The 23,795-nt window shown below is 32.1% G+C and carries 27 protein-coding genes; 23 read left to right on the forward strand and 4 right to left on the reverse strand.

Translation table 11 applies throughout. The features are described from left to right. The first annotated feature begins 12 nt into the window (after window positions 1–12). The 16 genes from RSB60_RS00835 (at window position 13) to RSB60_RS00910 (ending at window position 14,627) form a co-directional block, all read left to right on the forward strand. Entirely contained in the window at window positions 13–1,404 is a 1,392-nt protein-coding gene (locus RSB60_RS00835) for a M24 family metallopeptidase (protein WP_332613949.1), read from the forward strand. A 14-nt stretch (window positions 1,405–1,418) separates the two neighbouring features. Next, window positions 1,419–2,867: a M81 family metallopeptidase gene (locus RSB60_RS00840; protein ID WP_332613951.1), complete on the forward strand. Its 1,449-nt coding sequence runs from the start codon at window positions 1,419–1,421 to the stop codon at window positions 2,865–2,867. A 47-nt stretch (window positions 2,868–2,914) separates the two neighbouring features. Beyond that, window positions 2,915–3,985, forward strand: a complete 1,071-nt coding sequence (locus RSB60_RS00845; RefSeq protein WP_332613953.1) for an AbrB family transcriptional regulator — start codon at window positions 2,915–2,917, stop codon at window positions 3,983–3,985. 36 nt (window positions 3,986–4,021) lie between these two features. Further along, window positions 4,022–5,434, forward strand: coding sequence for a glycoside hydrolase family 1 protein (locus RSB60_RS00850; protein ID WP_332613955.1), 1,413 nt, complete (start codon window positions 4,022–4,024; stop codon window positions 5,432–5,434). After that, on the forward strand, window positions 5,434–6,849 hold the full coding sequence (locus RSB60_RS00855; protein WP_323382479.1) for a glycoside hydrolase family 1 protein: 1,416 nt from the start codon (window positions 5,434–5,436) through the stop codon (window positions 6,847–6,849). Before RSB60_RS00850 ends, RSB60_RS00855 begins: the two co-directional genes overlap by 1 nt. Continuing rightward, on the forward strand, window positions 6,842–7,774 hold the full coding sequence (locus RSB60_RS00860; RefSeq protein ID WP_332613957.1) for an AEC family transporter: 933 nt from the start codon (window positions 6,842–6,844) through the stop codon (window positions 7,772–7,774). The genes RSB60_RS00855 and RSB60_RS00860 overlap by 8 nt, the downstream gene beginning before the upstream one ends. Before the next feature lie 6 nt (window positions 7,775–7,780). Beyond that, on the forward strand, window positions 7,781–8,710 hold the full coding sequence (locus RSB60_RS00865; RefSeq protein ID WP_332613959.1) for an AEC family transporter: 930 nt from the start codon (window positions 7,781–7,783) through the stop codon (window positions 8,708–8,710). Window positions 8,711–8,985: 275 nt separating this feature from the next. Next, entirely contained in the window at window positions 8,986–9,582 is a 597-nt protein-coding gene (locus tag RSB60_RS00870) for an HdeD family acid-resistance protein (protein ID WP_332613961.1), read from the forward strand. A gap of 152 nt (window positions 9,583–9,734) precedes the next feature. After that, on the forward strand, window positions 9,735–10,538 hold the full coding sequence (locus tag RSB60_RS00875; RefSeq protein ID WP_323382658.1) for a MerR family transcriptional regulator: 804 nt from the start codon (window positions 9,735–9,737) through the stop codon (window positions 10,536–10,538). Then, the gene (locus RSB60_RS00880) at window positions 10,525–11,394 is read left to right on the forward strand and encodes an ABC transporter ATP-binding protein (RefSeq protein WP_332613963.1); all 870 of its coding nucleotides are present in this window, start codon (window positions 10,525–10,527) and stop codon (window positions 11,392–11,394) included. Before RSB60_RS00875 ends, RSB60_RS00880 begins: the two co-directional genes overlap by 14 nt. After that, the gene (locus RSB60_RS00885) at window positions 11,391–12,098 is read left to right on the forward strand and encodes an ABC transporter permease (protein ID WP_332491861.1); all 708 of its coding nucleotides are present in this window, start codon (window positions 11,391–11,393) and stop codon (window positions 12,096–12,098) included. The genes RSB60_RS00880 and RSB60_RS00885 overlap by 4 nt, the downstream gene beginning before the upstream one ends. Before the next feature lie 66 nt (window positions 12,099–12,164). Continuing rightward, window positions 12,165–12,542 (forward strand): hypothetical protein, encoded by a 378-nt coding sequence (locus RSB60_RS00890; protein WP_332613966.1) that lies wholly within the window; start codon window positions 12,165–12,167, stop codon window positions 12,540–12,542. A 1-nt stretch (window position 12,543) separates the two neighbouring features. Beyond that, the gene (locus RSB60_RS00895) at window positions 12,544–12,891 is read left to right on the forward strand and encodes a DUF5655 domain-containing protein (RefSeq protein WP_323382654.1); all 348 of its coding nucleotides are present in this window, start codon (window positions 12,544–12,546) and stop codon (window positions 12,889–12,891) included. Between the two features lie 94 nt (window positions 12,892–12,985). Beyond that, window positions 12,986–13,540, forward strand: a complete 555-nt coding sequence (locus RSB60_RS00900; protein ID WP_323382653.1) for a TetR/AcrR family transcriptional regulator — start codon at window positions 12,986–12,988, stop codon at window positions 13,538–13,540. Between the two features lie 10 nt (window positions 13,541–13,550). After that, window positions 13,551–14,213 (forward strand): hypothetical protein, encoded by a 663-nt coding sequence (locus RSB60_RS00905; RefSeq protein ID WP_323382652.1) that lies wholly within the window; start codon window positions 13,551–13,553, stop codon window positions 14,211–14,213. 3 nt (window positions 14,214–14,216) lie between these two features. Further along, window positions 14,217–14,627 carry a DUF2871 domain-containing protein gene (locus RSB60_RS00910; RefSeq protein ID WP_332491864.1) on the forward strand — a complete coding sequence of 137 codons (411 nt, stop codon included), beginning with the start codon at window positions 14,217–14,219 and terminating at the stop codon, window positions 14,625–14,627. Window positions 14,628–14,635: 8 nt separating this feature from the next. On the opposite strand, the gene RSB60_RS00915 is transcribed toward RSB60_RS00910, so the two are convergent. Genes RSB60_RS00915 through RSB60_RS00925 form a run of 3 tightly spaced genes read right to left on the reverse strand, consistent with a single transcriptional unit; the run spans window position 14,636 to window position 16,803 of the window. After that, window positions 14,636–15,091: a DUF2000 domain-containing protein gene (locus RSB60_RS00915; RefSeq protein ID WP_332613969.1), complete on the reverse strand. Its 456-nt coding sequence runs from the start codon at window positions 15,089–15,091 to the stop codon at window positions 14,636–14,638. Next, window positions 15,075–15,977 carry a DMT family transporter gene (locus RSB60_RS00920; RefSeq protein WP_332613971.1) on the reverse strand — a complete coding sequence of 301 codons (903 nt, stop codon included), beginning with the start codon at window positions 15,975–15,977 and terminating at the stop codon, window positions 15,075–15,077. The genes RSB60_RS00915 and RSB60_RS00920 overlap by 17 nt, the downstream gene beginning before the upstream one ends. Continuing rightward, window positions 15,970–16,803 carry an AraC family transcriptional regulator gene (locus tag RSB60_RS00925; RefSeq protein ID WP_332613973.1) on the reverse strand — a complete coding sequence of 278 codons (834 nt, stop codon included), beginning with the start codon at window positions 16,801–16,803 and terminating at the stop codon, window positions 15,970–15,972. Before RSB60_RS00925 ends, RSB60_RS00920 begins: the two co-directional genes overlap by 8 nt. 103 nt (window positions 16,804–16,906) lie before the next feature. Between RSB60_RS00925 and RSB60_RS00930 the strand changes: the two genes are divergently transcribed. The 6 genes from RSB60_RS00930 (at window position 16,907) to murB (ending at window position 22,400) form a co-directional block, all read left to right on the forward strand. After that, window positions 16,907–17,395, forward strand: coding sequence for a YbaK/EbsC family protein (locus RSB60_RS00930; protein ID WP_332613975.1), 489 nt, complete (start codon window positions 16,907–16,909; stop codon window positions 17,393–17,395). Window positions 17,396–17,478: 83 nt separating this feature from the next. After that, window positions 17,479–19,047, forward strand: coding sequence for a 2,3-bisphosphoglycerate-independent phosphoglycerate mutase (gene gpmI, locus RSB60_RS00935; RefSeq protein ID WP_332613977.1), 1,569 nt, complete (start codon window positions 17,479–17,481; stop codon window positions 19,045–19,047). A gap of 143 nt (window positions 19,048–19,190) precedes the next feature. After that, window positions 19,191–20,069, forward strand: coding sequence for a VIT1/CCC1 transporter family protein (locus RSB60_RS00940; protein ID WP_332613979.1), 879 nt, complete (start codon window positions 19,191–19,193; stop codon window positions 20,067–20,069). A gap of 90 nt (window positions 20,070–20,159) precedes the next feature. Next, the gene (locus tag RSB60_RS00945; protein WP_332613981.1) at window positions 20,160–20,291 is read left to right on the forward strand and encodes a helix-hairpin-helix domain-containing protein; all 132 of its coding nucleotides are present in this window, start codon (window positions 20,160–20,162) and stop codon (window positions 20,289–20,291) included. 327 nt (window positions 20,292–20,618) lie between these two features. Next, window positions 20,619–21,164 carry a glutathione peroxidase gene (locus tag RSB60_RS00950; protein WP_332613983.1) on the forward strand — a complete coding sequence of 182 codons (546 nt, stop codon included), beginning with the start codon at window positions 20,619–20,621 and terminating at the stop codon, window positions 21,162–21,164. A 324-nt stretch (window positions 21,165–21,488) separates the two neighbouring features. After that, a complete protein-coding gene (gene murB, locus RSB60_RS00955) occupies window positions 21,489–22,400 on the forward strand; it encodes a UDP-N-acetylmuramate dehydrogenase (protein WP_332613985.1) in 912 nt (303 codons plus the stop codon). A 31-nt stretch (window positions 22,401–22,431) separates the two neighbouring features. On the opposite strand, the gene RSB60_RS00960 is transcribed toward murB, so the two are convergent. After that, window positions 22,432–23,370 (reverse strand): glycerophosphodiester phosphodiesterase, encoded by a 939-nt coding sequence (locus RSB60_RS00960; protein WP_332613987.1) that lies wholly within the window; start codon window positions 23,368–23,370, stop codon window positions 22,432–22,434. 173 nt (window positions 23,371–23,543) lie between these two features. Between RSB60_RS00960 and RSB60_RS00965 the strand changes: the two genes are divergently transcribed. Next, window positions 23,544–23,765 (forward strand): acyl carrier protein, encoded by a 222-nt coding sequence (locus RSB60_RS00965; protein ID WP_323382333.1) that lies wholly within the window; start codon window positions 23,544–23,546, stop codon window positions 23,763–23,765. Window positions 23,766–23,795 lie beyond the last annotated feature (30 nt).

A 23,795-nucleotide genomic window follows, 5' to 3' on the forward strand; every position in this document is an offset into this window, starting at 1 on the left:
AGGAGTTAGAAAATGAAAAAATATAATGTTGAATTAAGCAAAGTTGCTACACCTAAAAAAGATTGTTCAAACAAACCAGTAGTTTTAAGTGATAAAACAATTCAAGAACGTAAAAACAAAGTTCTAAAACAAATGAATGATCGAGGTTTAGAAAAAATAATCATTTATGGTGATGTTGAACATGGGAGTAATTTTGAATATCTTGTGGGATATTACACGCGTTTTGAAGAAGCATTATTAATTGTTAATAAATGCGGAGATATGACACTTGTATTAGGAAATGAAAATTTGAACAAGGTTTCAAAATCAAGAGTCGAAGCAAATGCTATTCACGCTTCATTATTCTCTCTTCCAAATCAACCGAATCGAAATGATAAAACACTTAAAGAGTTACTAAAAGACGCAGGAGTAAAAGAAAATACACGTATAGGATTAGTGGGATGGAAATTGTTTACAAGTTCAATTGAAGACAATAAGAATGTCTTTGATATTCCTTCATATATCGTAGATACAATCAAAGAATTAATTGGAGATCATAAACTTCTAAGTAATGAAACGGATTTATTCATCGGTGAAAATGGTGTACGAACAACTAACAATGCAAATGAAGTTGCTCATTATGAATTTGGTGCATCTCTTGCATCGGATTGCGTTTTAGATGCCATGGAACTTATAGAAGTAGGTACAAGCGAATTTGAACTTGGAGATACGTTAGTTAGACATGGTCAGCATACAAGCATAGTTACAATTGCTGCAAGTGGCCCTCGATTTGTGAAAGCAAATATGTATCCTACAAATAATACAGTAAAAATAGGCGATTCAATTGCTCTTACGGTGGGTTATCGAGGAGGTTCTTCAAGTCGAGCAGGATATGCTGCCCATAATGAATCTGAACTTCCCAAAGAATGTAAAGATTATGTTGAAAAAGTTGCAGCTCCATATTTTAGAGCTTATTGCTACTGGTTAGAAGAAATTAAAATTGGTTGCACTGGAAAAGAAATATTCAATAAAATCGAAGAAATTCTACCACGTTCAATTTATGGGTGGTCATTATGTCCAGGTCATTTAACAGCAGAAGAAGAATGGATGTCTTCTCCAATATATGAAAATTCAGAAGAAAAACTTCAAAGTGGAATGTTGTTTCAAATAGATATTATTCCATCAGTAAATGGTTATGGTGGAACAAGTGCTGAGAGTACAATTTTGCTTGCGAACGAAGAATTAAAGTGTGAAATAAAAAAGAACTATCCAGAATTATGGAATCGCATTCAAGAGCGAATAAAATATATTAAAAATCAACTAGGTATTGAGCTATCAGAAGATGTACTTCCAATGTGTAGTACAGTAGCATATTTGAGACCATATCTATTAAATAAAGAATTTGCATTTACGTGTGCAAAGTAAATAAGGAGAAAATTATGAAAATATTAATTGGTGGATTTATTGCCGAATCAAATGCCTATGTAGAAAAACCTTGTGAAATTCAAGATTTTACAATTATTACAGGTGATGCAATTGCAGACCGTCTCTATATCACTGAAATAGCAAAGGAAGAAAATATTGACTTAGTTCCTTGTTTCTTGGCAAGTGGGGCAGGTGCAGGACGTGTAAGTTATGATGCTTTTGACTACATTCTCAAACAATTTATTAAAGGAGTGAAACAGCATCAACATGAAATTGATGGATTATTTTTCTTCTTTCACGGGGCATCAAATATTATTGATTTAGAAGGTGGTTCTGGAGATCACGCACTTATTCGCGAGATTCGTAAAGTTGTCGGACCATACATGCCAATCGCAATGGTTATGGATCCACATGGGAATTTATCACAGGAGCAAGCAGATAACTGTAACATTATTCGCACATTCCGTCATAGTCCTCATACTGATCGTAATGAAGCGCATCAAATTGTTTTCAAAAGCTTGATTGATGTATTAAGAACAAGAAGAGTGATTCATCCAGTCTATCGCAAAGTTCCTATTTTACTAGGAGGAGAGCGTTGTGTATCAACAGATGAACCGCTTGTATCAATTAATAAATTATTGAATGAAATTGAAGCTGATCCAAGAATAATGTGCTGTTCATACCACATTGGTTATCTTCGTCACGACAATGAAAAATGTGGTGCTGCGATTATTGTAGTTCCATATAATCCTGAAGACATTGACTATGCTAATGAGAAAGCGGATGAGATTTATAAGTATGTATGGAATCGTCGTCATGATTTTCACTTTACGGGGTATGCAGATGATCCAGAACCAGCGCTTGATGCAATGATTCAGTTTGATGGAAAACCTTGTTTTCTAACGGATTCAGGAGACAATGTTACTGCCGGTGCACCCGGTGCAAATACAACTGTACTTAAGCAAGTTCTGGCATTAGAAAATTTTAATAACAAAGAAATTTTATTCGCAGAAATCACCGATAAAAATCTATGTGATAATTATTTTGAATCTAAAAATGAAGGTGATTATGTTGAGTTTGATATAGGTGCGCAATTCGATAAGCTTTCAGAAAAAGTTCACTTAAAAGGAACGATTATATCAAAGGGAGATTTACATAACCATTATCATGATGTAAAAGTTGTAGGAACGTGTTGGACTGTAAAGTTAGATAACTATCCAGTTACTGTTATTATCGGAAATAAACATGTATCCTTTGCAGAACGTGAGCAATATGAGTGGGCCAATGTAGAAATGGATAACTATGATTTGATTATTGTCAAACAAGGATATCTATACCCACAACTAAAAGCAATGGCTAAACATTATGTTATGTCATTAACAGAGGGTGCATGTATGCAAAGAACAGAACGCCTCATTTATAAAAAAGTTATTCGCCCTATTTATCCGTTAGATAATATTTAGATGCCATATTTCCTACTTATTTAATAAGTAGGAAATATTTCAATAATATGGAAATAGGGATGATTTTGATTACATTATCGGTAGCCAGTATAGGGTGGTATTTTGCTGATAAGTTAAAACTATCTGCACCAGCAATGTTGGGAAGTATGATAGCAGTAGGAGTAACAAATATTTTTTTGGATTATGCTTATTTACCTACGTCAATTAAAATTTTTACGCAAGCAATTTCAGGAGCATTTATTGGAATGCAAATTGCAAAAAAAGATATTATGAATTTTAGATATTTAGTAAAACCATTTATTTTTCTTATCGCTTTACTTACAATCAATACCTTTGTGATGGGAATATTAATAAATAAGATTTGTGGACTTGATTTAACAACAACACTTCTCTCTTGTGTTGCTGGTGGTGTTACTGATATTTCTCTCATCGCAATGGATATGAATGCTGATGCAGGAACAGTAGCATTGATGCAAACATCAAGACTTGTCTTTGTTTTGCTATTTTTTTCAACGTGGATTAAATTCATGACAAAAAATAAAAGCGAGACAGTAGTAGATTTGAGAATGCAACAAAATAATGTAGTGAATCAAACAGTAATAGATAGGTTAATAAAGACAAAATTCCAAAGAATTATTTTTACAATTATTACAAGTTTTGCTATGGGTTATGTTGGATATATAAGTAAGATACCTGCAGCTACAATGGTATTTCCAATGTTTCTTATTGTTTTTTTAAATTGTACAACATGCATTTGTTTCGTTCCTACTCAAGCGAAAAATATTGCACAATTACTAGCGGGTGCATTGGTTGGAACGAGCATATGTTCATCCACATTTTCGAATTTAAATAAAACACTCATTCCCATTGTTTTGTTGTTGATTAGTTATTGGTTTATTAATTTAATCTACGGGATTGTCTGCGAAAAATATAAACTATTAGATTTAAAATCAGCGATGTTTGCTTCAGCGCCAGGTGGTGCAACAGATATGGCTTTAATCGCTGCAGATTTAAATGCAGATCTAACAAAAATTGCTTTGATACAAGTTTTACGGGCAGCTTATGTTGTTGCGGTAATGCCATTTCTAATTATCATATTTGTGAAGTTATTTTCTTAAATGAATTAAGTTCATATAAAAAATAGGAGGTGTAATATGAACGGAAAAGTTAAACATGATTTTTTGTGGGGAACCGCAAGTGCTGCATATCAATGTGAAGGTGCATGGAATGAAGATGGTAAAGGTATAAGTACTTGGGACCAATTTTGTCATAGTGATAAAAATATTAAAGGATTAACAGGTGATGTAGCTGTTGATTTTTATCATCGTTATAAAGAAGATATTCGATTGTTAAAAGAAGGTGGACATAATACATTACGGTTTTCTATTTCGTGGACACGGATAATTCCTGATCAAAGTGGAAAAATTAATCAAGCTGGAATTGATTTTTATAAAAATGTTATTAAAGAATGCAAAGCTAATGGAATCGTTCCAAATGTAACATTAATCCATTATGATTTACCAGCGTGGCTAGAGAATATAGGAGGATATGCAAATCCAGTCTTTTCTGACGAATTCGCAAAGTACTGTAAAGTTATTTTTGAAAATTTCAGAGATGATATTCCAATGTATGTCACAATCAATGAATCAACACATAATGCGTATTGTTCATACTTAACAGGTAATTATCCACCAAATGTTCATGATGTTCAAACATTAGTGCAAGTTTGTTATAACTTGGTTATTGCAAATGCAAAAGCAATTTGTGAGTTCAGAAAACTAAATCTAAAATCAAAGATAGGAATTGTACATACAACCAATACAGTTCAAATTTTAAAAGATACACCAGAATATCGCATAGCGCAACGACGTGGCGATTTGTTTAAAAATAAATGGGTAACAGATCCTGCAATTTTAGGTAAGTTTCCAGATGATTTATTTCCTTTATTGATTGAGAGTGGCATTGATTTGTCTTTTGTTAAAGAAGAGGATTTAGAAATACTTAAACATAATACAATTGATTTCTTAGGGCAAAATTGTTATACGCGAGCTGTTGTAAAACCATATGAGTCAGGAGAAACAAATTATTATCCAAATAATGTTGGTGCAGGACAAAAGACAATAGAAGGATACGTGGTAAAAGGTTGGTTTCAAACAGATGTGGATCCTACTACGCCTAAAAATGCATGGAGTCGTGAAATATATCCAAAGACAATTTATGACATGTTAATGGGAATAAAGAAGGATTATGGTGATATTCCGGTATATATTACGGAAAATGGTCATGCAATGGCAGAAAAACCAAATGAAAATGGTGAAATAATTGATGATGAACGAATTGAATTCATGAAATCCTATTTAGAATGGTTAATTAAAGCTGAAAATGAAGGATGCAATGTAAAAGGATATTATGCATGGTCAACAACAGATTGTTATTCGTGGATAAATGGATATGAAAAGCGATATGGATTAATTTATATTGACTATGAAAATGACTTGAAGAGGATTCCGAAGAAGAGTTATTCATGGTATCACGATTTCATTAAGGAGCATACGGAGGGAAAATAATGACAAAAGAAAAATTTCTGTGGGGTTCTGCAACAGCTGCCTATCAATGTGAAGGAGCTTGGGATATCAACGGAAAAGGAATTAATATTTGGGATGAATTTTGTCACTCTGATAAAAATAAGACGGGTATAACCGGTGATGTTTCATGCGATTTCTATCATCATTTTAAAGAAGATATCAAAATGATGGCAGAAGGTGGTCAAAACACATATAGATTTTCAATATCTTGGTCACGAATTGTTCCAAAAGAAGACCGAATAGTCAATGAAGCTGGATTAAAATTTTATGACGAAGTCTTGAATGAATTAGAAAAATACAATATTGTTCCTAATGTCACTTTGGTTCATTATGATTTGCCAGATTATATTGGTCACAAAGGTGGTTGGTGTTATGAAGGAATATCAGATGAATTTGCTTATTATGCTTCTGTAGTATTTAAGCATTTTAAAAATCGTATTCCACTATATGTAACAATTAATGAACCAACACATAATGCATTTTGTAACTATATGGTTGGGAACTATCCACCAAATGAGTTCAACATGCAACATCTTTGTGAGTGTGCATATAATATGATGGTTTGTAATGCAAAAGCGATACGTGAATTTAGAAAATGTAACTTAACATCACAAATTGGTATTGTACATGCATCTTGTCTTGCGGAGGCTCGCTTTGATACACCAGAGTACAAAGAAGCTGTTAAATATGGAAACATGTTTAATAATGATTGGGTTTTAGATCCAGCTATTAAGGGATTTTATGAAAAAGAATTAATTGAAAAAGTTAGAAAATCAGGCATTGATTTATCATTTATGAAACAAGAAGATTTAGCTGTTATGAAAGAGAACACAATTGATTTCCTAGGACAAAATGCATATAGTCGACTACTTGTAAAACCTTATGAAAAAGGTGAAACTTGTGCAACTGTAAACAATGCGGGTAATAATGACGGAACTGAGAGAGCAGCCAAAGAAGGAAAAACAGTAAAAGGATGGTTTGAGTCAGATACAGACCCTAATATTCCGCTTAACCCGTGGGGTAGAGAAATTTATCCTAAATGTATCTACAATACATTATTGAATCGCAAAGAAAAGTATGGTGATATTCCTATTTATATCACGGAGAATGGCCATGGTGCCTATGATATTGCGGATGATCAAGGATATGTTGAAGATGATGATCGTATTAATTTCATTAATAATTTTCTCGCCTATATTCTAAAGGCAAAAGAAGAAGGGGTAAATGTAAAGGGATATTATGTTTGGTCTACCATGGATTTGTATTCATGGATTAATGGTTACAAAAAAAGGTATGGCCTAGTACGTGTAGATTATGAAGATGGAAATTTGAAAAGAATTCCAAAGAAAAGTTACTATTGGTATAAGAAATTTATAGAAGAACATAAAGATGTTTAATTTAAATGTTTTAATTAATGTTGAAATGCAAATTTTGCTTTTCTTCGTTATCGGAATGGTATTGAAAAAGAAAGGAATCACAGATCGTCATGTAGATGGATTCCTTTCTACACTGGTTTTAAATTTAATTATGCCAATGAGTATTTTTGTATCATTTTACAAAAGTATTTCCACAGAAATATTGAAAAGCAGTATTATGCTAGTTGTTGCAGGAATAGTCGTAGCAGTATTTGTTATGATACTTGGAAGATTTATTCCAAAAGCAATGTCAGAAGATAAGCGTAGAATCGCACAATATGCAATTCTCATCTCAAATGGTTCATTGATAGGTCTTCCATTAATTTATGGTTTATGTGGTGATACAGGAGTTTTCTACGCCAATATTTTTATGATACCAACACGAATTTTATCATTTACATCAGGAGAAAAATATTTTAATCCACAGTATAAAGGAGTAAGTGGATTGACAGTAATAAAAAATTTCATTTTCAACCCAATTACACTTGCAATGATTTGTGGATTTGCATTGAATGCATGTCAAATACAAATACCAGGAGGAATTAATTCCGTATTCGAAAGCTTGTCGGCATGTATGACACCACTTGCTTTGATCTTGGTAGGATCAACACTTATTGATTCGGCAGAAGATATGAAAAAATCTTCACTAGATATTTTAGGGATAAGTTTTTTTCGATTGATTTTATCTCCACTTTTCACATATTTTATTTGCATTTTATTAAAAATAGATTTGAGCATGACCATTGTGGCGGTATTAATTAATGCAACTCCAGTGGCGTCAACTGCAACAATATTTGCACAAAAATATAAAGGAGACACATTATTTTCAAGTAATTGCGTTTTTCTTTCTACGGTACTTTCATTCATTACACTATGGGGAGTTTGTATAACGCTGGCGGGGATATAAAAAGCTATGACAAAGATATTGATGGACTTACAAATTATGATTTTAACATATATTGCGGTGGGATTTATTCTTTACAAAGTTAAAATGATTGATACAAATGCACAAAACTTCTTATCAAAAATGACATTAAATTTATTATTACCAGTTAGTGTTTTTGTATCATTTGTTGAAAATATGTCGCTCAATCTAATTACGAGCTTAGCAACAATATTATTTTTAGCAATTATCATTGAAATAGTTTTATTTATCATTACGAAAATTCCTACTCGTATACTTAATAAGCAACAAGCGAGTGTTGCCCATTATGGTTATTTAGTTAGTAATGGAGGACTTATAGGGACACCAGTAATTGAAGGATTGTTTGGTGGTTTAGGAGTTATGTACTGTAATGTATTCATGATTCCTACACGAATTATGGCATATAGTGCGGGGGAAAGTGTATTTAATCCAAAACTTCAAAAAGATTGGAAAGAAATTATGATGGCAATAGTGACGAATAAAATTATTCTAGCTATGATTATTGCGATGGGTATTACAACATTTCATTTAATTATACCTTCACCATGTTTAAGTGCACTAAAAAATATTGGTGCTTGTTTATCTCCAGTATCACTTATGCTTGTTGGGAGTATGTTAGCAGAAAAAATGCATTTTGACTTTAAAATATTTGGTAGAATAAGTTTAATCACAATGATGCGACTTGTAATAATACCAGTGAGTGTATTATTACTTTGTATGCTACTAAAAATTGATTTTCAAAATACATGTATTGTAACCCTTTTGATGGGAATGCCTGTAGGTAGTACTTGTGCGGTATTTGCGAAAAAGTATAAAGGTGATGAATCATTTGCATCTTTAACGGTTTTCGCGACAACACTTTTGTCATCAGTTACACTTGTAGTATTGATGAAATTAATGGAAACAGTATATTTGTAACTAAGATGAATAACATACTTGGCTAGTGATAATTATTGAAAATCGTTATTTAGTTAGAACTTAGGATGAATTTCTGATGTAAACAGGAGGACATCCTTTTTACTTCCCTCTAATTCAATCATAGGGATTTAAAAATTGGAGAGTAAAATTCATACCTTCGTAAAAGAAGGGGACTATAATGAAATAGACCTAGTAGTGGCTAATTACAAATCAGGGGATAAGCCTTGATATTGCCCGTTTCGTCAAAACCAATAGAGTTTGAAAGGAAAAAAATTATGTTAAGACAAGATTTTACTATGGAAGTATCTGTAGAGGACATGTTGAAGCGTCATGCCTTTGCAGGAATTATTGCTGCTATTTTAATGGTAGTAATGGGCGTTTTATTATTTATTAATCCACTTGCAGTTAGCATTGGTGCTGGATTGTTAATTGCGATTGGAGTAGGCATTGAGGGGATTTATATTTTCTTCCGTTACTTTGGTTCAAAAAGCAGAAGTGCTTGGGACTTAGTATTAGGGATAATCAATGTATTATTTGCTGGCTGGATTCTTACCCTTTGGTTAGGGGATTCAAAGCTATTAACAACAGGAATCATTCTAAATTTCTTAGCGATGATTTTCGCAATTATTTTATTAATGTCAGGATTTAATAAACTTAACTTTGCTTCATCATTAAAAATGGCAGGAGAGTATAAAACTGGAATGATTACATTCAGTGGATGGCTCAATCTCTTTCTAGCGTTATTCTTTATTGTTAGTCCATATGTGACAACATTAACGTTTGAATGGATATCTAGTATTTACCTTATCGTGAGTGGAATTATATTATTAATTCAATCAATTGCATTCTCATTTGCAGTAAATAAAAAATAAACCAAAACCCATAAGTTGGATACCTAATGATAAATAAGGTAAATACTTATGGGTTTTTATATGCTTAAAACGTTAAATATCCATTAGTAATAAAAAAAAGCTTGTATGTGACGTTACGTAATAAAATATACTATATCTAGGAGGTAATAAATATGAATAAAGAATACTTAACTGTGGGTGAATTATCAAAAAAAATGAATGTTACGGTGAGAACATTACAATATTATGACAAAGAAGGATTATTAACGCCTTCTAGTATGACAGAAGGTGGAAGAAGATTATATTCTTCTAAAGATATTATCAAACTTTATCAAATACTATCATTTAAATCTCTGGGATTTTCTCTTGAGGACATAAAAGAACGAGTTTTAAAAATGGATACACCAGAAGAAGTTTGTATTATGCTAGAGCAACAAGAAAAGATGATTGAAGCACAAATAAAGTCAATGAAATTAGTTAAAACTTCACTCCATGCTTTAAAAGAAGAAGTAATTCAAATGAAAGAAGTTGATTTCAATAAATATGCAGATATTATTCAACTTTTAAAGATGGGTAATAAAGAATATTGGGTTATTAAATTATTTGACGATGAGCTAATGGATTATTTTAAAGAACGATTTACCGATAATGTTGAAGAAGGTAAAGTAATTCTTAATACCTATAAAGAAGTTGTGGAAAAAGCCATCCAATTAAAAAACAAAGGAATTTCTCCTGAAAGTGATGAAGCAATTGAGCTTGCATCAAAATGGTGGGCAATGATCATGGAATTTACTAAGGGAGATTTAACATTGCTAACCAAATTAATGGAATTCAATGACAATAAAGAAAATTGGGATCAAGAAATGGCGAATAAACAAAAAGAGATTGATGATTATATTGGTCGTGCGATAGACAAATATTTGAGAATTCAAGGGATGGAGTTTCCAACGGAGGAGTTAAATAATGACAACAAATAGCATTGAAGTAAATAAATTAAAGAAAAGTTATGGGAAGAATGATGTTTTACACGGAGTATCTTTTGATGTAAAGCAAGGTGAAGTGTTTGGATTTCTAGGTGTCAATGGAGCGGGTAAGACAACGACCTTAAGCTGCATAGAAGGAATTACAAATTATAATGAAGGCGAAATTAAAATCAATGGAAAAGTAGGGGTGCAACTACAAGTATCTTCACTCCCTGCGAATATTAAATGTTTAGAAGCTATTCATTTCTTTGCGAAATGGCAAAAGGCAAAAATAGATACAGAATTGATAAAACGTTTAGGGATAAATGAGTTTAAAAATAATCAGTATAAAGACTGTTCAACAGGCCAAAAAAGAAGACTTCATTTAGTCATAGCATTAATAGGAAATCCCGATATTGTGATTTTGGATGAGCCAACTGCAGGATTAGATGTAGAAGGTCGTTATGCATTGCATGAAGAAATACGTAGTTTGAAAAAACAAGGTAAGACAATTTTATTGGCAAGTCATGACATGGCAGAAGTAGAAGAATTGTGTGATCGCATTGCAATACTTAAAGATGGTGAAATTGCATTTATCGGTAATCCACAAGAGCTATCAAAAGTTGTTCAAAAAAGTTCAAATATGCAAATTAGATTTAATAGTGAGATGGAGTTCAACAACTTAAATAAAAGTAAATACTGTGATATGAACAATAAGTATTATGTATTCCAAACAGAAAATATAACAGAAGCTATTTTAGAAATAGGTCTACTTGCGAAGACCCAAAATAGAATAATCCAAGATATAAAGATTGATTTGCCTACACTTGAACAACAATTTATGGCAATTGCAAAGGAGAAAACAGTATGACAGCATTACTTTCAAACATTGCATTGCAATGGAAATTAAACTTAAGAGATAAAGAAATTATAACCGTTTATTATATAGTTCCACTCGTGTTTTATTTATTCATGAGTGGCATATTTAAAACAATCATGCCAGGTATGGATCAAACAATCATTCCAACAATGTGTGTGTTTGGGGCGACAATGGGGGCTATGTTAGGAAGTCCTGCACCATTAATTGCGGTATTTGCGACAGATATCAAAAAATCATATCTAGTTGGTGGTGTTCCACTTTATTCAGCACTAATTGTAAATTTTGTTTCAGCATTTATTCATATCTTTATTATGAGTTGCATCATTGTTTTTACAGCACCAATTTTCTTTAATGCAACATTACCTACAAACCTAACATTTTGGATTGGCTTAATTTTATTCATCTTTGCTAGTTTAAGTATCTCATCAATATTTGGACTTTATGTAAAAGATAGCTCTAAAGCAAGTATGCTTGGACAATGTATTTTCTTACCAACAGTGATGTTATCTGGAATTATGATTCCTTCCTCAATGCTTCCGAGTATATTTACTACATTCGCTAAAATATTACCCGGTACATGGGGATTTGAACTTATGACATCGAATGAATTAACAATGCAACCAATCTTATTTCTAGTCGTGATTTCGATTGCAGGATTGATTATCTGTTTTGGAAAAACATTAAAATCAAATTAATTGAGAAGAAGTCAAACTCATGGTATAAGAAAACTGTATAGAAATATACAGTAAGAAGGTAATACTATGGAAAATACAATATTTAAGAAAATGCATATCAAAGAAGGAAGTACATTGATATGTATAAATGCACCAAAAGAATTCATAGAATTAATTAATAGCCAGGAAACACTAGAATTAAAAAAAACAGGATTGGCTGATTATGTATTTCTCTTTGTATCTAGTCTTGATGAATATGATAAAAAAATAAAATCAGCGCTTTCAAAATTAAGTAAGACAGGCATTCTTTGGATTAGTTACCCAAAATCAAAGGGTAAGATAAAGTATGATGTTAACCGTGATATTTTATATGGACATTCTAAGAAAGATGGAATAGAACCGTGCTCGATGGTAGCGTTAGATGAATCATGGTCGATGATGCGGTTTAGAGAAATCAAGGAATAATATGAATACAGTAGATGATTATCTAGAATCACTTAGAGGAATTCGAAAAGAACGTATCAAAGAAGTAGTTGATCATATTAGAGAGAATTATCCATATTGTGAAGAAAGCTGTAGTCTATCTCCAAAGTGGAAATATCCTACGTTTAAAGTAGGAGAGGCATATGTAGCGATAGCAAGTATGAAAAATTATATTTCAATTCATTTTGGACGATATGGTGCAACTAAAATTATTGCGGAAAGAAATCCAAAGATCAAAACAAAGGTAGGATGTGCGAACATCAAAGATAAGGATGAATGGCCAATTGAAGATATAGAGAAGGCAATTAATTATACATTAGGTAGAGAATAAGATATTCTCTACCTTTTTATGTAGATAGTATTAGTTGACAGAAACAAAGCTATCATTTAAAATGAACAGTGTTCAGTTTGAGGAGGAAAAGAATATGTTTAAGAAATTAGAATCGAAAGAAGATATTCTAATATGTGCAGTTCAACTTGTGAAGGAAGAAGGATTTGGACAACTTAATATTCGTTCACTGGCAGCAGCATGTGATGTTTCTACTGGGACTATATATAACTATTTTCCCTCAAAACAGGAACTTGTCGCTGAGACAGTAGAAACTATCTGGCGAGGAGTATTTCATGATCAAAATTGTGCATTTGACAAAATAAGTTTCATAGACGCAATTGAGTGGTTTGAAAAATGTGTAAGGAAAGGTACAAATGAATTTCCTGAATTTTTATCACAACACAATCAAGTGTTCATGAAAAAAGAGAAAAAAACAGGTAAGAAAATGATGGATGAATATTTTGAACATATCCAGCAAGGATTATCTTTAGCTTTAAGAAATGATGTTGGATCAAAGAAGAACATGATAGAAGCTAACATTAGTGAAGATGAGTTGATCTCATTCACATTAAGCAACATGATTTCAAATGCACAAAAAAATCAAGATACAAAAACACTTAAAAAAGTAATAGAGAGTTTAATTAGGTAGAGGAGCAATTATGCAAGCAATTATGGAAACAGCGTTTGATGCGGTATATTTAATTACCGTAGTCACTTTAGGTATCATCATGATTCTTAAAGGAAAAACAAAAGAAAATAAATTATTTGGTATTATGGCAGTTACATTAGGTCTTGGGGATTCATTTCACTTAATTCCAAGAGCTTATGCATTATGTACAACAGGGTTAGATAGTTTTGTAGTGGCTTTAGGAGTAGGTAAATTCATCACTTCAATAACAATGACAATTTTCTACATCCTACTTTATTATGTATGGCGTTTACGTTATAAGGTTGAAGGTAAAAAGGAGTATACAATTGCAATCTATGCTTTAGCATTAATTAGAATTGTATTATGTTTCTTCCCACAAAATATGTGGACAAGTGCGAACGCTCCTTTAAGTTGGGGAATCTATCGTAATATACCATTTGCACTTATGGGTATACTTATTATTTACTTATTCTATACAAGTGCAAAAGAGCATAATGATAAAGCATTTAAGTATATGTATTTAACAATCGTATTAAGTTTTGCATTCTATATTCCAGTTGTACTCTTTGCGGATACAATTCCGCTAGTAGGAATGTTGATGATTCCAAAGACATGTGCGTATGTATGGACAGTATGGATTGGTTTCCAAGATATGAGAAAGGCGGGTAATTAAAATATGAAAAAAATGATTAATTTAGCATTTATTTATGGCATTGTAGCAATGGTAGCTGGAGTATTCTACCGTGAGTTTACAAAGTTTAATGACTTTGTAGGAGTAACAGCATTAGGAAAGATGCATGGACATTTCTTGATGCTAGGAACATTCTTTATTCTAATATTAGCGTTGTTGTCACAACATCTAAAATTACAAGAACAAAAAGGATTTAATACAGCTTTCCTAACATACAATATTGGACTTATTTGGATGGAAGTGATGTTTCTTGTAAGAGGTATTGTTGAAGTATTAAATATAGAAGTTTCTTCAGGAATTAATGCAGCTATTTCAGGTGTTGCAGGAATTGGACATATCTTACTTGGTGTTGGATTCGTCTTGATTTTCTTAAAATTAAAGAAAGCAGCAAATTAAAGTATTACTTATAAGTAGATACAGAAGTAAGATAAAATAATTATCGTAATAAAGGTAAACTGCCAGTGAGCTTGTTTATCTTTTTTTTTGTCACCACAAATACCGATACCAAAATAATGTAAACATGCTTCCTCTTGTAGTTTCAACTTTTCGGTGTAGTCATCATAGTCCTTGCAACTTTGGGCAACATCACTAAAGTCTACGATGGTACAATCACTAAATTCCTCAGTATAACATCTTTGACGTAGTTCTCTAATAAGTTGTTCATTGCCTTTTAATATTGGAATTGGTATTGCAACTATCCCTTCATGTTCATAACCACTTTTATCTTTAATGCTGGGACCGATAATTTCGTTTCTTTCTTTTCCTAAAGTAACACCAAGTACAGCAGCAGTATTTGTAAGAATACCTAAGGGTAATGCTTCATCTAAAATAATGACACATTTTTTATTTTCTATTTCCATGGGAATCTCCTTTAAATAAATGTTTCTTTTCTGAAAGTAATAATCCAAATAAAGTTAAAAGCATACCAAATAATGAATAAATAGTGATTTCTTCATGAAGAATAATTGCTGAAGTAATCATTGTTAGAATAGGGACTAGATAAATGTAAACACTGGTTTTAAGTGGACCCAAAATCTTCACGGAGAAATTCCATGTGATGAAACATAATGCAGAAGCTCCTAAGCCTAAGTATAAAATATTGAATAGATTAATTGGACGTATGATTGCATCTAAATCAAATTGAAAATTAAAGAGGAATAAAGCAGGAATCATGATAAGTAAACCATAAAAGAAAATTCGTCTGGTGGTACCAATAGTATGATAACCAAATGTACTTATTTTTTTGATTAGAAGTGAATAAATAGCCCACAAGAAGGCAGCAATCAAAGCAAGTAAATCACCTACTAGATTAACTTCAACTCTATTGCCATTAAAGCTAATTAGTGAAATACCGACCATTGCGATTATAAAACCAAGGATAAAATTTAATGACATCTTCTCTTCCTTGAAGAATATTATAGAAAGAAGTCCAGTGAAGAAGGGCGCAACTGAAATAAGTACACCAACATTAGAAGCACTTGTATAGGTTAAGGCAATATTTTCTAATAGATAGTATAAACAAATACCAGTACATCCAGCGGCTATGAAATAATACTCTTGCGATTTAGTTGTATGAGGTAAACGCTTTGGATAAATGATTATTAATGCGACAAAACCAATAAGAAAGCGAATGAATAATATTTCAATTGGTTTGAAATCGGTGAGTAATATTTTAGTCGATACAAAAGTAGTTGCCCAAATACAAATCGTTAGTATAGCGTAAAAATGTCCACGAGATTTATTCATCATTTTTCTTACCTTTACTGGTGAAAATATCACGATAAGCACCGGGTGTTAAACCGGTAAAGCTATTAAAATAATTTGTGAAATGGCTTTGATCAGAGAAGCCAGTTTGTTGAGCTACGTCAATTGGTTGTAGTCCCTTCTCCAATAACTTACGAGATTCATTGATTCTTATTGCCTCTAAATAACGATAAGGAGTTACTCCTTTAACTTTTGTAAAAGCACGAAGTAATGAAGATTTACTAAGATTTGTGATTTCGCAAAGATCATCTAGAGATATTCGTTTTGCATAATTTTCCTCTATATACGAACAAGCCTTTTCTACTTCTATATTACAAGTAGGGACAATCGTATCAAAAGGTTGAGCATAGTTTTGAAGTAGATGAGATAGAAGTAAATATAGATATTCTTCTCTTTCAAATTCTTGTGATCCATTCATAATCATTTCATGTAAGGGTTGATAATAGGATTTAGCTTCATCATCTACTATGACATTTTTAGTAAACCGTGGCAATTTTCTATCACCTGTTATATCTTCTACTAAATTTAGCATTACATTTGAATTAATGTTTATTCCACGATAATAAAGGGTATCTTCATTCAAAGGAGCACAACCATGATTATCGTTTGGATTAAAAAGAATCATATCGCTACGCATAAGGGAATATTCTTCATGGCGACAATTTAGGTAACGATGTCCTCTTTCCATTAAGCCAATAACATAAAAATCATGAAAGTGGTTTGGGAAGGGTTGTACGATTCCTTCCAATAAATAGGCTTCAATGTTTAATTTGTCATCAACGACAATTGTACGCGTTTCTTTTTTCATAAAATGTTCTCCGTTGTTGTGATTTATTGTAGCACTTTAAAAAAGTCATGGCTTGTAAAATATCTTCAAAATAAAAGATGTATAATAGGATAGAGGTGATATTATGAAATACGACTTATTAAAAATAATGGACAATCTAGAAATTTCATATCAGTATATTGAACATGAACCGATTGTTGATTACGCAACAGCACATGCTGTTGATGAGAAATTCAATTTAAAAGGGACTGAAAGTAAAAACTTAGTGCTAAAGGATAAAAAAGGAAACTTTTATGTTCTTGTGACAGAAGAAGGAGTACGTTTTGACCGTGCTTTCATGAAAGAGGTGACAGGAGAGAAATTATCGATTGTTACTCCTGAAGAGTTGGAAGATAAAACGAGTTATGTGGTTGGTTGTGCAACCAATTTTGGCTATGATAGTGATGTAGCATTAGTTATTGATGAAGCTATCTATAATAATGAATATTTGATTTGTTCAGCAGGGTCTTCTACACAAAGTTTCGTGATAAAAACGGAAGATTTAAAGAAAATTTATGCGACATGTGATAACAAATTAATTCATGTCATAGTACCTAGGAATCAAGAGCAATAGATTTTTTGTTTTCACGTGCGAATCTAGTGAAAAAAGTGACAAATCGTGATAAACTATGAAAAGAAAGTTGAGGAAGTAAAAAGATGATTAAAAAACCAGTAGTATTAGTTGTCATGGATGGCGTTGGAAGTACTGAAAAAGACAACGGAAACGCCGTTATGCATGCATATAAACCACAACTTGATACACTTATGAAAACATGTCCAAACATTAATATTAAGGCACACGGTCTTGCAGTAGGATTACCTAGTGATGATGATATGGGTAACTCTGAAGTAGGACACAATGCTTTAGGATGTGGACAAGTATATAGCCAAGGCGCAAAACTTGTAAATGAAAGCATTGAAACAGGTGCAATTTACCAATCAGAAACATGGAAAGAAGCAATCAATTTCTGTAAAGATGGAACATTACACTTTTTAGGATTATTATCTGATGGAAATGTTCACTCAAATATCGCTCACTTAGAAGCAATGCTTAAAGAAGCGAAAGCAGAAGGTGTTAAAAAGGTACGTATCCATGCATTACTTGATGGACGTGATGTACCAGAAACAAGTGCTCTATTATATGTAGAACAAATTGAAAATTTAATTAAAGAATTAAATGACGCAAACTTCGATTGTAAAGTAGCATCAGGCGGTGGACGTATGAAAATTACAATGGACCGTTATGAAGCAAACTGGAAAATGGTTGAAGAAGGATGGAAAATCCACGTTCTTGGAGAAGGAAGAAAATTCCCTTCAATGAAAGATGCAGTTGAAACATATCGTAATGAACTAGGAGTATCTGATCAAGATCTTCCAGGATTTGTCATTGAAGAAGATGGAAAACCAGTTGGTACTATTGAAGATGGTGATACTGTGATTCTATTCAACTTCCGCGGTGACCGTGCGATTGAAATTTCAAAGGCATTTGGAAATGAAGACTTTAAAGAATTCGACCGTGTTCGTTTCCCTAAAGTATTCTATGCAGGAATGCTTCAATATGATGGAGACTTAAAGATTCCTAATAAATTCTTAGTAACTCCACCACATATTACAAATACAATGAGTGAATACCTTGTTAAAAAAGGTGTACAATCATATGCAATTAGTGAAACACAAAAATTTGGTCATGTTACTTATTTCTGGAATGGTAACCGTTCAGAAAAATTTGATGATAAACTTGAAACTTGGGTAGAAATCCCTAGTGATGTTGTTCCATTTGAACAAAGACCTTGGATGAAAGCAGCTGAAATCACTGATAAATTAGTGGAAGCAATTGCATCTAAAGAATATGAGTTCTTACGAGTTAACTATCCAAATGGTGACATGGTTGGACATACTGGAAACTATGAAGCTACATTAATCGGTGTTGAATCAGTTGACTTAATGCTTAAGAGAATTATGAATGCTTGTGATAAAGCAGATTGTACTCTTGTAATTACAGCTGACCATGGAAATGCAGATGAAATGTACGAAAAGAGAAAAAATCCAGAAGATGCACCAAAACCAAAAACAGCACATACATTAAATCCAGTTCCATTCATCATCTACAACAATGATGTTGAATTAAAAGAAGGTAACTTTGGATTAAGTAATGTTGCCGCAACAGTTGTACAATTATTAGGCTATGACGTTCCAGCTGGCTGGGATGAAAGCATGATTAAATAGTATTAAAATGTAAACCCCGTTATCAGAATCAAAGTCTGAAAGCGGGGTTTTAAAATGAAGTTGCATAGTCTTTTTACTGCAATCAAAATATAAATAGTGTAAACTATATTTATAACGAAACGATGTATTAATAGGAGGATAGAATGGAAATAAGTAATGAAATAATGAAGGTAGTAATTGACTCACAAATTGATGAAATTGAAGGATCAATTATATATGGATTTATGGCATCTAGACAAAAAGATGATAAAAATAAAAAATTGTTGCAAAAAATGGCTGATGATGAGGCTAAGCATGCATTAGTTTGGAAATCTATTACAAAGAAAGATTTGAAAGCTAATGGATTCAAAATGTTCATACTGAAAGTTGCGACAGTAATTTTGGGATTTACATTTGTAGTTAAGAAAATGCAGAAAGGTGAACATAAAACAATTGGTTCTTACGAAAAGTTAGAGAAAGATTTACCTCAAATAGGCTACCTTGTTGAAGAGGAAAGAAGACATGAAAAAGAATTATACGCCATGTTGGATGAGGAAAGACTACATTATGTTGGCTCAATGGTTTTAGGATTGAATGATGCGCTTGTAGAGCTGACGGGGGCCATTGCAGGAGTAACCTTTGCCCTTCAAAATACAAAGCTTGTGGCAATGACAGGAATTATTACTGGAATATCTGCAACATTATCAATGGCTGCATCGAACTATTTAGCGGAAAGATCAGATGGAGCAAGTGATGCCCTTAAATCAAGTTTTTATACAGGAATGGCTTATTTGATTACGGTTGCCTTATTGGTATTACCTTATTTGTTATTACCTTCATCCATGTATGTCATTGCCTTTGCGACAATGATCGTAACAGTGTTATTGATTATTCTTTTCTTTAACTATTACTTGTCTGTAACTAAAGATGAACCATTTATAAAACGATTTATGGAAATGGCTACAATTTCACTTTCAGTAGCCGCAATTTCTTTTGTTATTGGTATTCTTGCGAAACAATTTCTAGGCATTGATACACTATAGAAATGGTTTAAGCAAATCAATAAGATTGTGAATGTTTTTTAGTTAAAGTATACTTTCTCTATCAATGAAGACTTGTAAAGAGGTGATTTAATGCAAGAATTAGATTCCATGATGAATATTGGAAAAGAAATGAAAATGAAACTTTTTTCGATTGGAATTCGTTCTCCTAAAGATTTAATTCGATTAGGAAGTAAGAAAGTATTTGCACAATTAAAAGAATAGTATCCCAATGTATGTTTGGTTCATTTATATGTTATTCAGGGCGCTATTGATAATGTTGAATATAATCAACTTTCAGATGAAACCAAACTAGATTTAAAACGATTTAGTGATAGTCTTAAATAAAAATTTTAGTTTTTAAAGCTATTAATCAAAGTGATTAAGAGCTTTTTTTTCTAAAAAGAAAACACTTCATCGTAAGCAATGCAAAAAGATTGGTTCTAGTTTTAAAGATGTAAAAGTCTTGAGCATTTCCTTTGAATTAAAAGTTATTCATTGTTAAAATTCAATTATAAGTTAAGTAATTAACTTCCCAAAGGAGATCTAAAAATGACAGTATACGGATTTAAAGTTTTAACTAAGACAGGTGAAGAAAAATCACTCAATGACTATAATGGAAAAGTATTACTTATTGTAAATACTGCAACAGAGTGTGGTTTTACTCCACAATATAAAGAATTAGAAGAATTGTATGAAAAATACAATGAAAAAGGATTGGAAATTCTTGATTTCCCATGTAATCAATTTGGTGGACAAGCACCAGGAACAGCTGAAGAAATTGATGAATTCTGTTCATTAAACTTCGGAACAAAATTTCCACGTTTCGCAAAGATTGAAGTAAATGGAGCAAATGCAACGCCTTTATACAAATACTTGGTTAGTGAAAAAGGATTTAATGGATTTAACCCAAAGCATAAATTAGCAGCTGTACTCGAAGATATGTTAGGGAAAGTTGATCCACATTTTAAAAAGGATCCAGCAATTAAATGGAACTTCACAAAGTTCTTAGTAGATCGTGAAGGAAATGTAGTTGAACGTTTTGAACCAACTGAAGATTTAAGTGTTGTAGAAGAAGCAATCAAAAAGTTAATATAATACGAAAAAAGGTAGAGTTGGACAAAACTCTACCTTTTTTGTGTCAAATAACAAGAAATTTGACAAAAGTCGAATAAAACGAAAGAATTGCAGGTCTATTCAATAGACCTTAGGAAATAGCTATAGGATACTTGTATACTTCATAATCAAAAGAAGGGAAGATAAAGCATGATGGGTGTAGACCAACGTATCCTATATAAGTATTGTAAAGTTTACATATTCATAAAGCGAGAGAGTTGGTACAACTCTCTGATTAGTGGGTATAAAGCATAACTATTTTAAATTATTGTGAAATTATTTATCATAAATAAAGAGGGTAAGAAAATGGAATGGGATGAATTTGTAGAGATAAAACTCAAGGAGAATAAAATTTATTTTCTTAGAGATGAGTTAATTAAGAACTATACCACCCTTAAAATCGGTGGTAAAGCTAAATATATAATTGAAGTTGAATCAATAGAAGATATTGAAATTGTTTTAGATTTAGTAAATCAACATGAAATACCTTATTTATTATTGGGTAATGGCTCAAATGTACTATTCGATGATTTAGGATTTGATGGAATAGTTATGGTTTTATCAAAAAGATTCAATAAGGTTTATGTTGAAGAAGATGAACTCGTTTGTGATGCCGGTGCTAATCTAAAACGGGTGTGTGAGATTGCGTTAGAAAACTCATTAACAGGATTAGAATTCGCTTATGGGATACCAGGTTCTATTGGAGGTGCCGTGTACATGAATGCCGGTGCTTTTGATGGTGAAATAAAAGATGTAGTTACAGAAGTTTACTACATCGATAAACGAGGAATCATTACTAGAGAATTGTGTAAACAGGAAGATTTTTCATATCGCAAGAGTAAATTTACGAATAGAGATGGATGCATTTTACAAGCTCGATTTAAACTGGCAAAAGGTGTTCAAACGCAAATAAAAAGCAAAATGGATGATCTAATGACAAGGCGAATCAGTAAACAACCATTAGAGTATCCAAGTGCTGGTTCAGTATTTGTAAGACCAACTGGGAATTATGCCAGTGCGCTTATTGAACAATGCGGACTTAAAGGCAAACAAATTGGTGGAGCGATGGTTTCAACAAAACATGCAGGATTTCTAGTTAATTATGATAATGCAACTTATGAGGAATTTACGGCACTAATCTATCACGTTCAAAAAGAAGTTGCAGAACAAACCGGATATTCATTAGAATGTGAAATCAAGATAATTAAAAAAGAATAAACATTCGTTTATTCTTTTGATAGGTTTAATTCTAATAACCCATTTCATCTAACAACTGAATTAACAAATCAGGGCGATCAGTAATAATACCATCCGCTCCAAGTTCAATACATTTTCTCATATCATCAACATCGTTGATTGTCCAATAATGTAAGAACATATTATTTTTATGAATTTTATAAACAAGGTATTCTAGATCTAAAGGAATACCTTTTTGTGACATGGGTAGTTGTAATCCATTATTTGGATAATTCATGAATAGACCATAGCCAGCATAATTTGCGATAACAAAACTAGTTGCGGTACTCATATCGAATGAAGTTACAGTATTTTCAGGTGCAATTGACAAAAAATAGTCCATTGTATCTTTGTGAAAAGATGCCACACATACTTTATCTTCCATGCCATATTTTTTTAGAAGTTCAACCATCTTTTCAGCTGACTTTCTGCCAAGTTCACCTTCATTTTTCAATTCACATACATAAAGCATATTAGGACCATACTTTTGAAACATTTGTTCAAGACTTGCGGGAACTAATGCATCGCCATAAAGTGCAATTTCTACATCAGTTAAATCACGATATGGAGTGTTACCATCCAAGTCAGTAAAATTTTCACCGAAGTTATATTGCTTGATTTCAGCATAAGTTAGTTCAGAAACAAGTCCTTCTGCATCTGAAAAATCTTCTAATTCATTATTATGATAAGTAATCAGTTCACCATCTTTTGTGATTTGTAGATCCATTTCTAAAACATCAACACCAAGTGTGTAAGCATAATTAAAAGCCATCCACGTATTTTCGGGATTCATAAGCTTTGCACCACCATGAGCCATAACAAGAGGACGTTCACCTTCTTTTATTTTAAAAGGAGTATCGATATCTTTTTTACCATATGGAATGACTTGTAATAGGACATAAACCCCAATAAATAGGGACAAAACTAGCAATATTAACTTTTTTTTCTTCATAATTTTCTCTTTTCATCATTTTAACACAAATTGTATTATAGCCGTTTTTAAGGGGTTTTTCAATATATATAAGATATTGAAAGGGTTATCATCTATTGTTGAATAATAGATGATGTTTACATTTAAAAAACACAATGTTATAATCAATATGCTCATTGAAAAGGAGAGATATTATGTTTGAAAAAGTAAAAGAAGTACTTGTAGAAACCCTAAATGTTGATGAAGATCAAATTAAACTAGAAGCATCATTAAAAGACGATTTGGGTATTGATTCCCTTGCAGCGGTTGAACTTTCACTTGAACTTGAAACTCAATTTGATGTGAAAATCGAAGACGAAGAATTGGTAAACTTAAAAACAGTTGCTGATATCGTTAATTTATTAGAAGGGAAATAAAGGGGAATGACTTCCCTTTTTTACTAACAA

Origin of the sequence: Anaerorhabdus sp. (genome assembly GCF_036657415.1) — a bacterium.
Lineage (GTDB): Bacteria > Bacillota_I > Bacilli_A > Erysipelotrichales > Erysipelotrichaceae > Anaerorhabdus.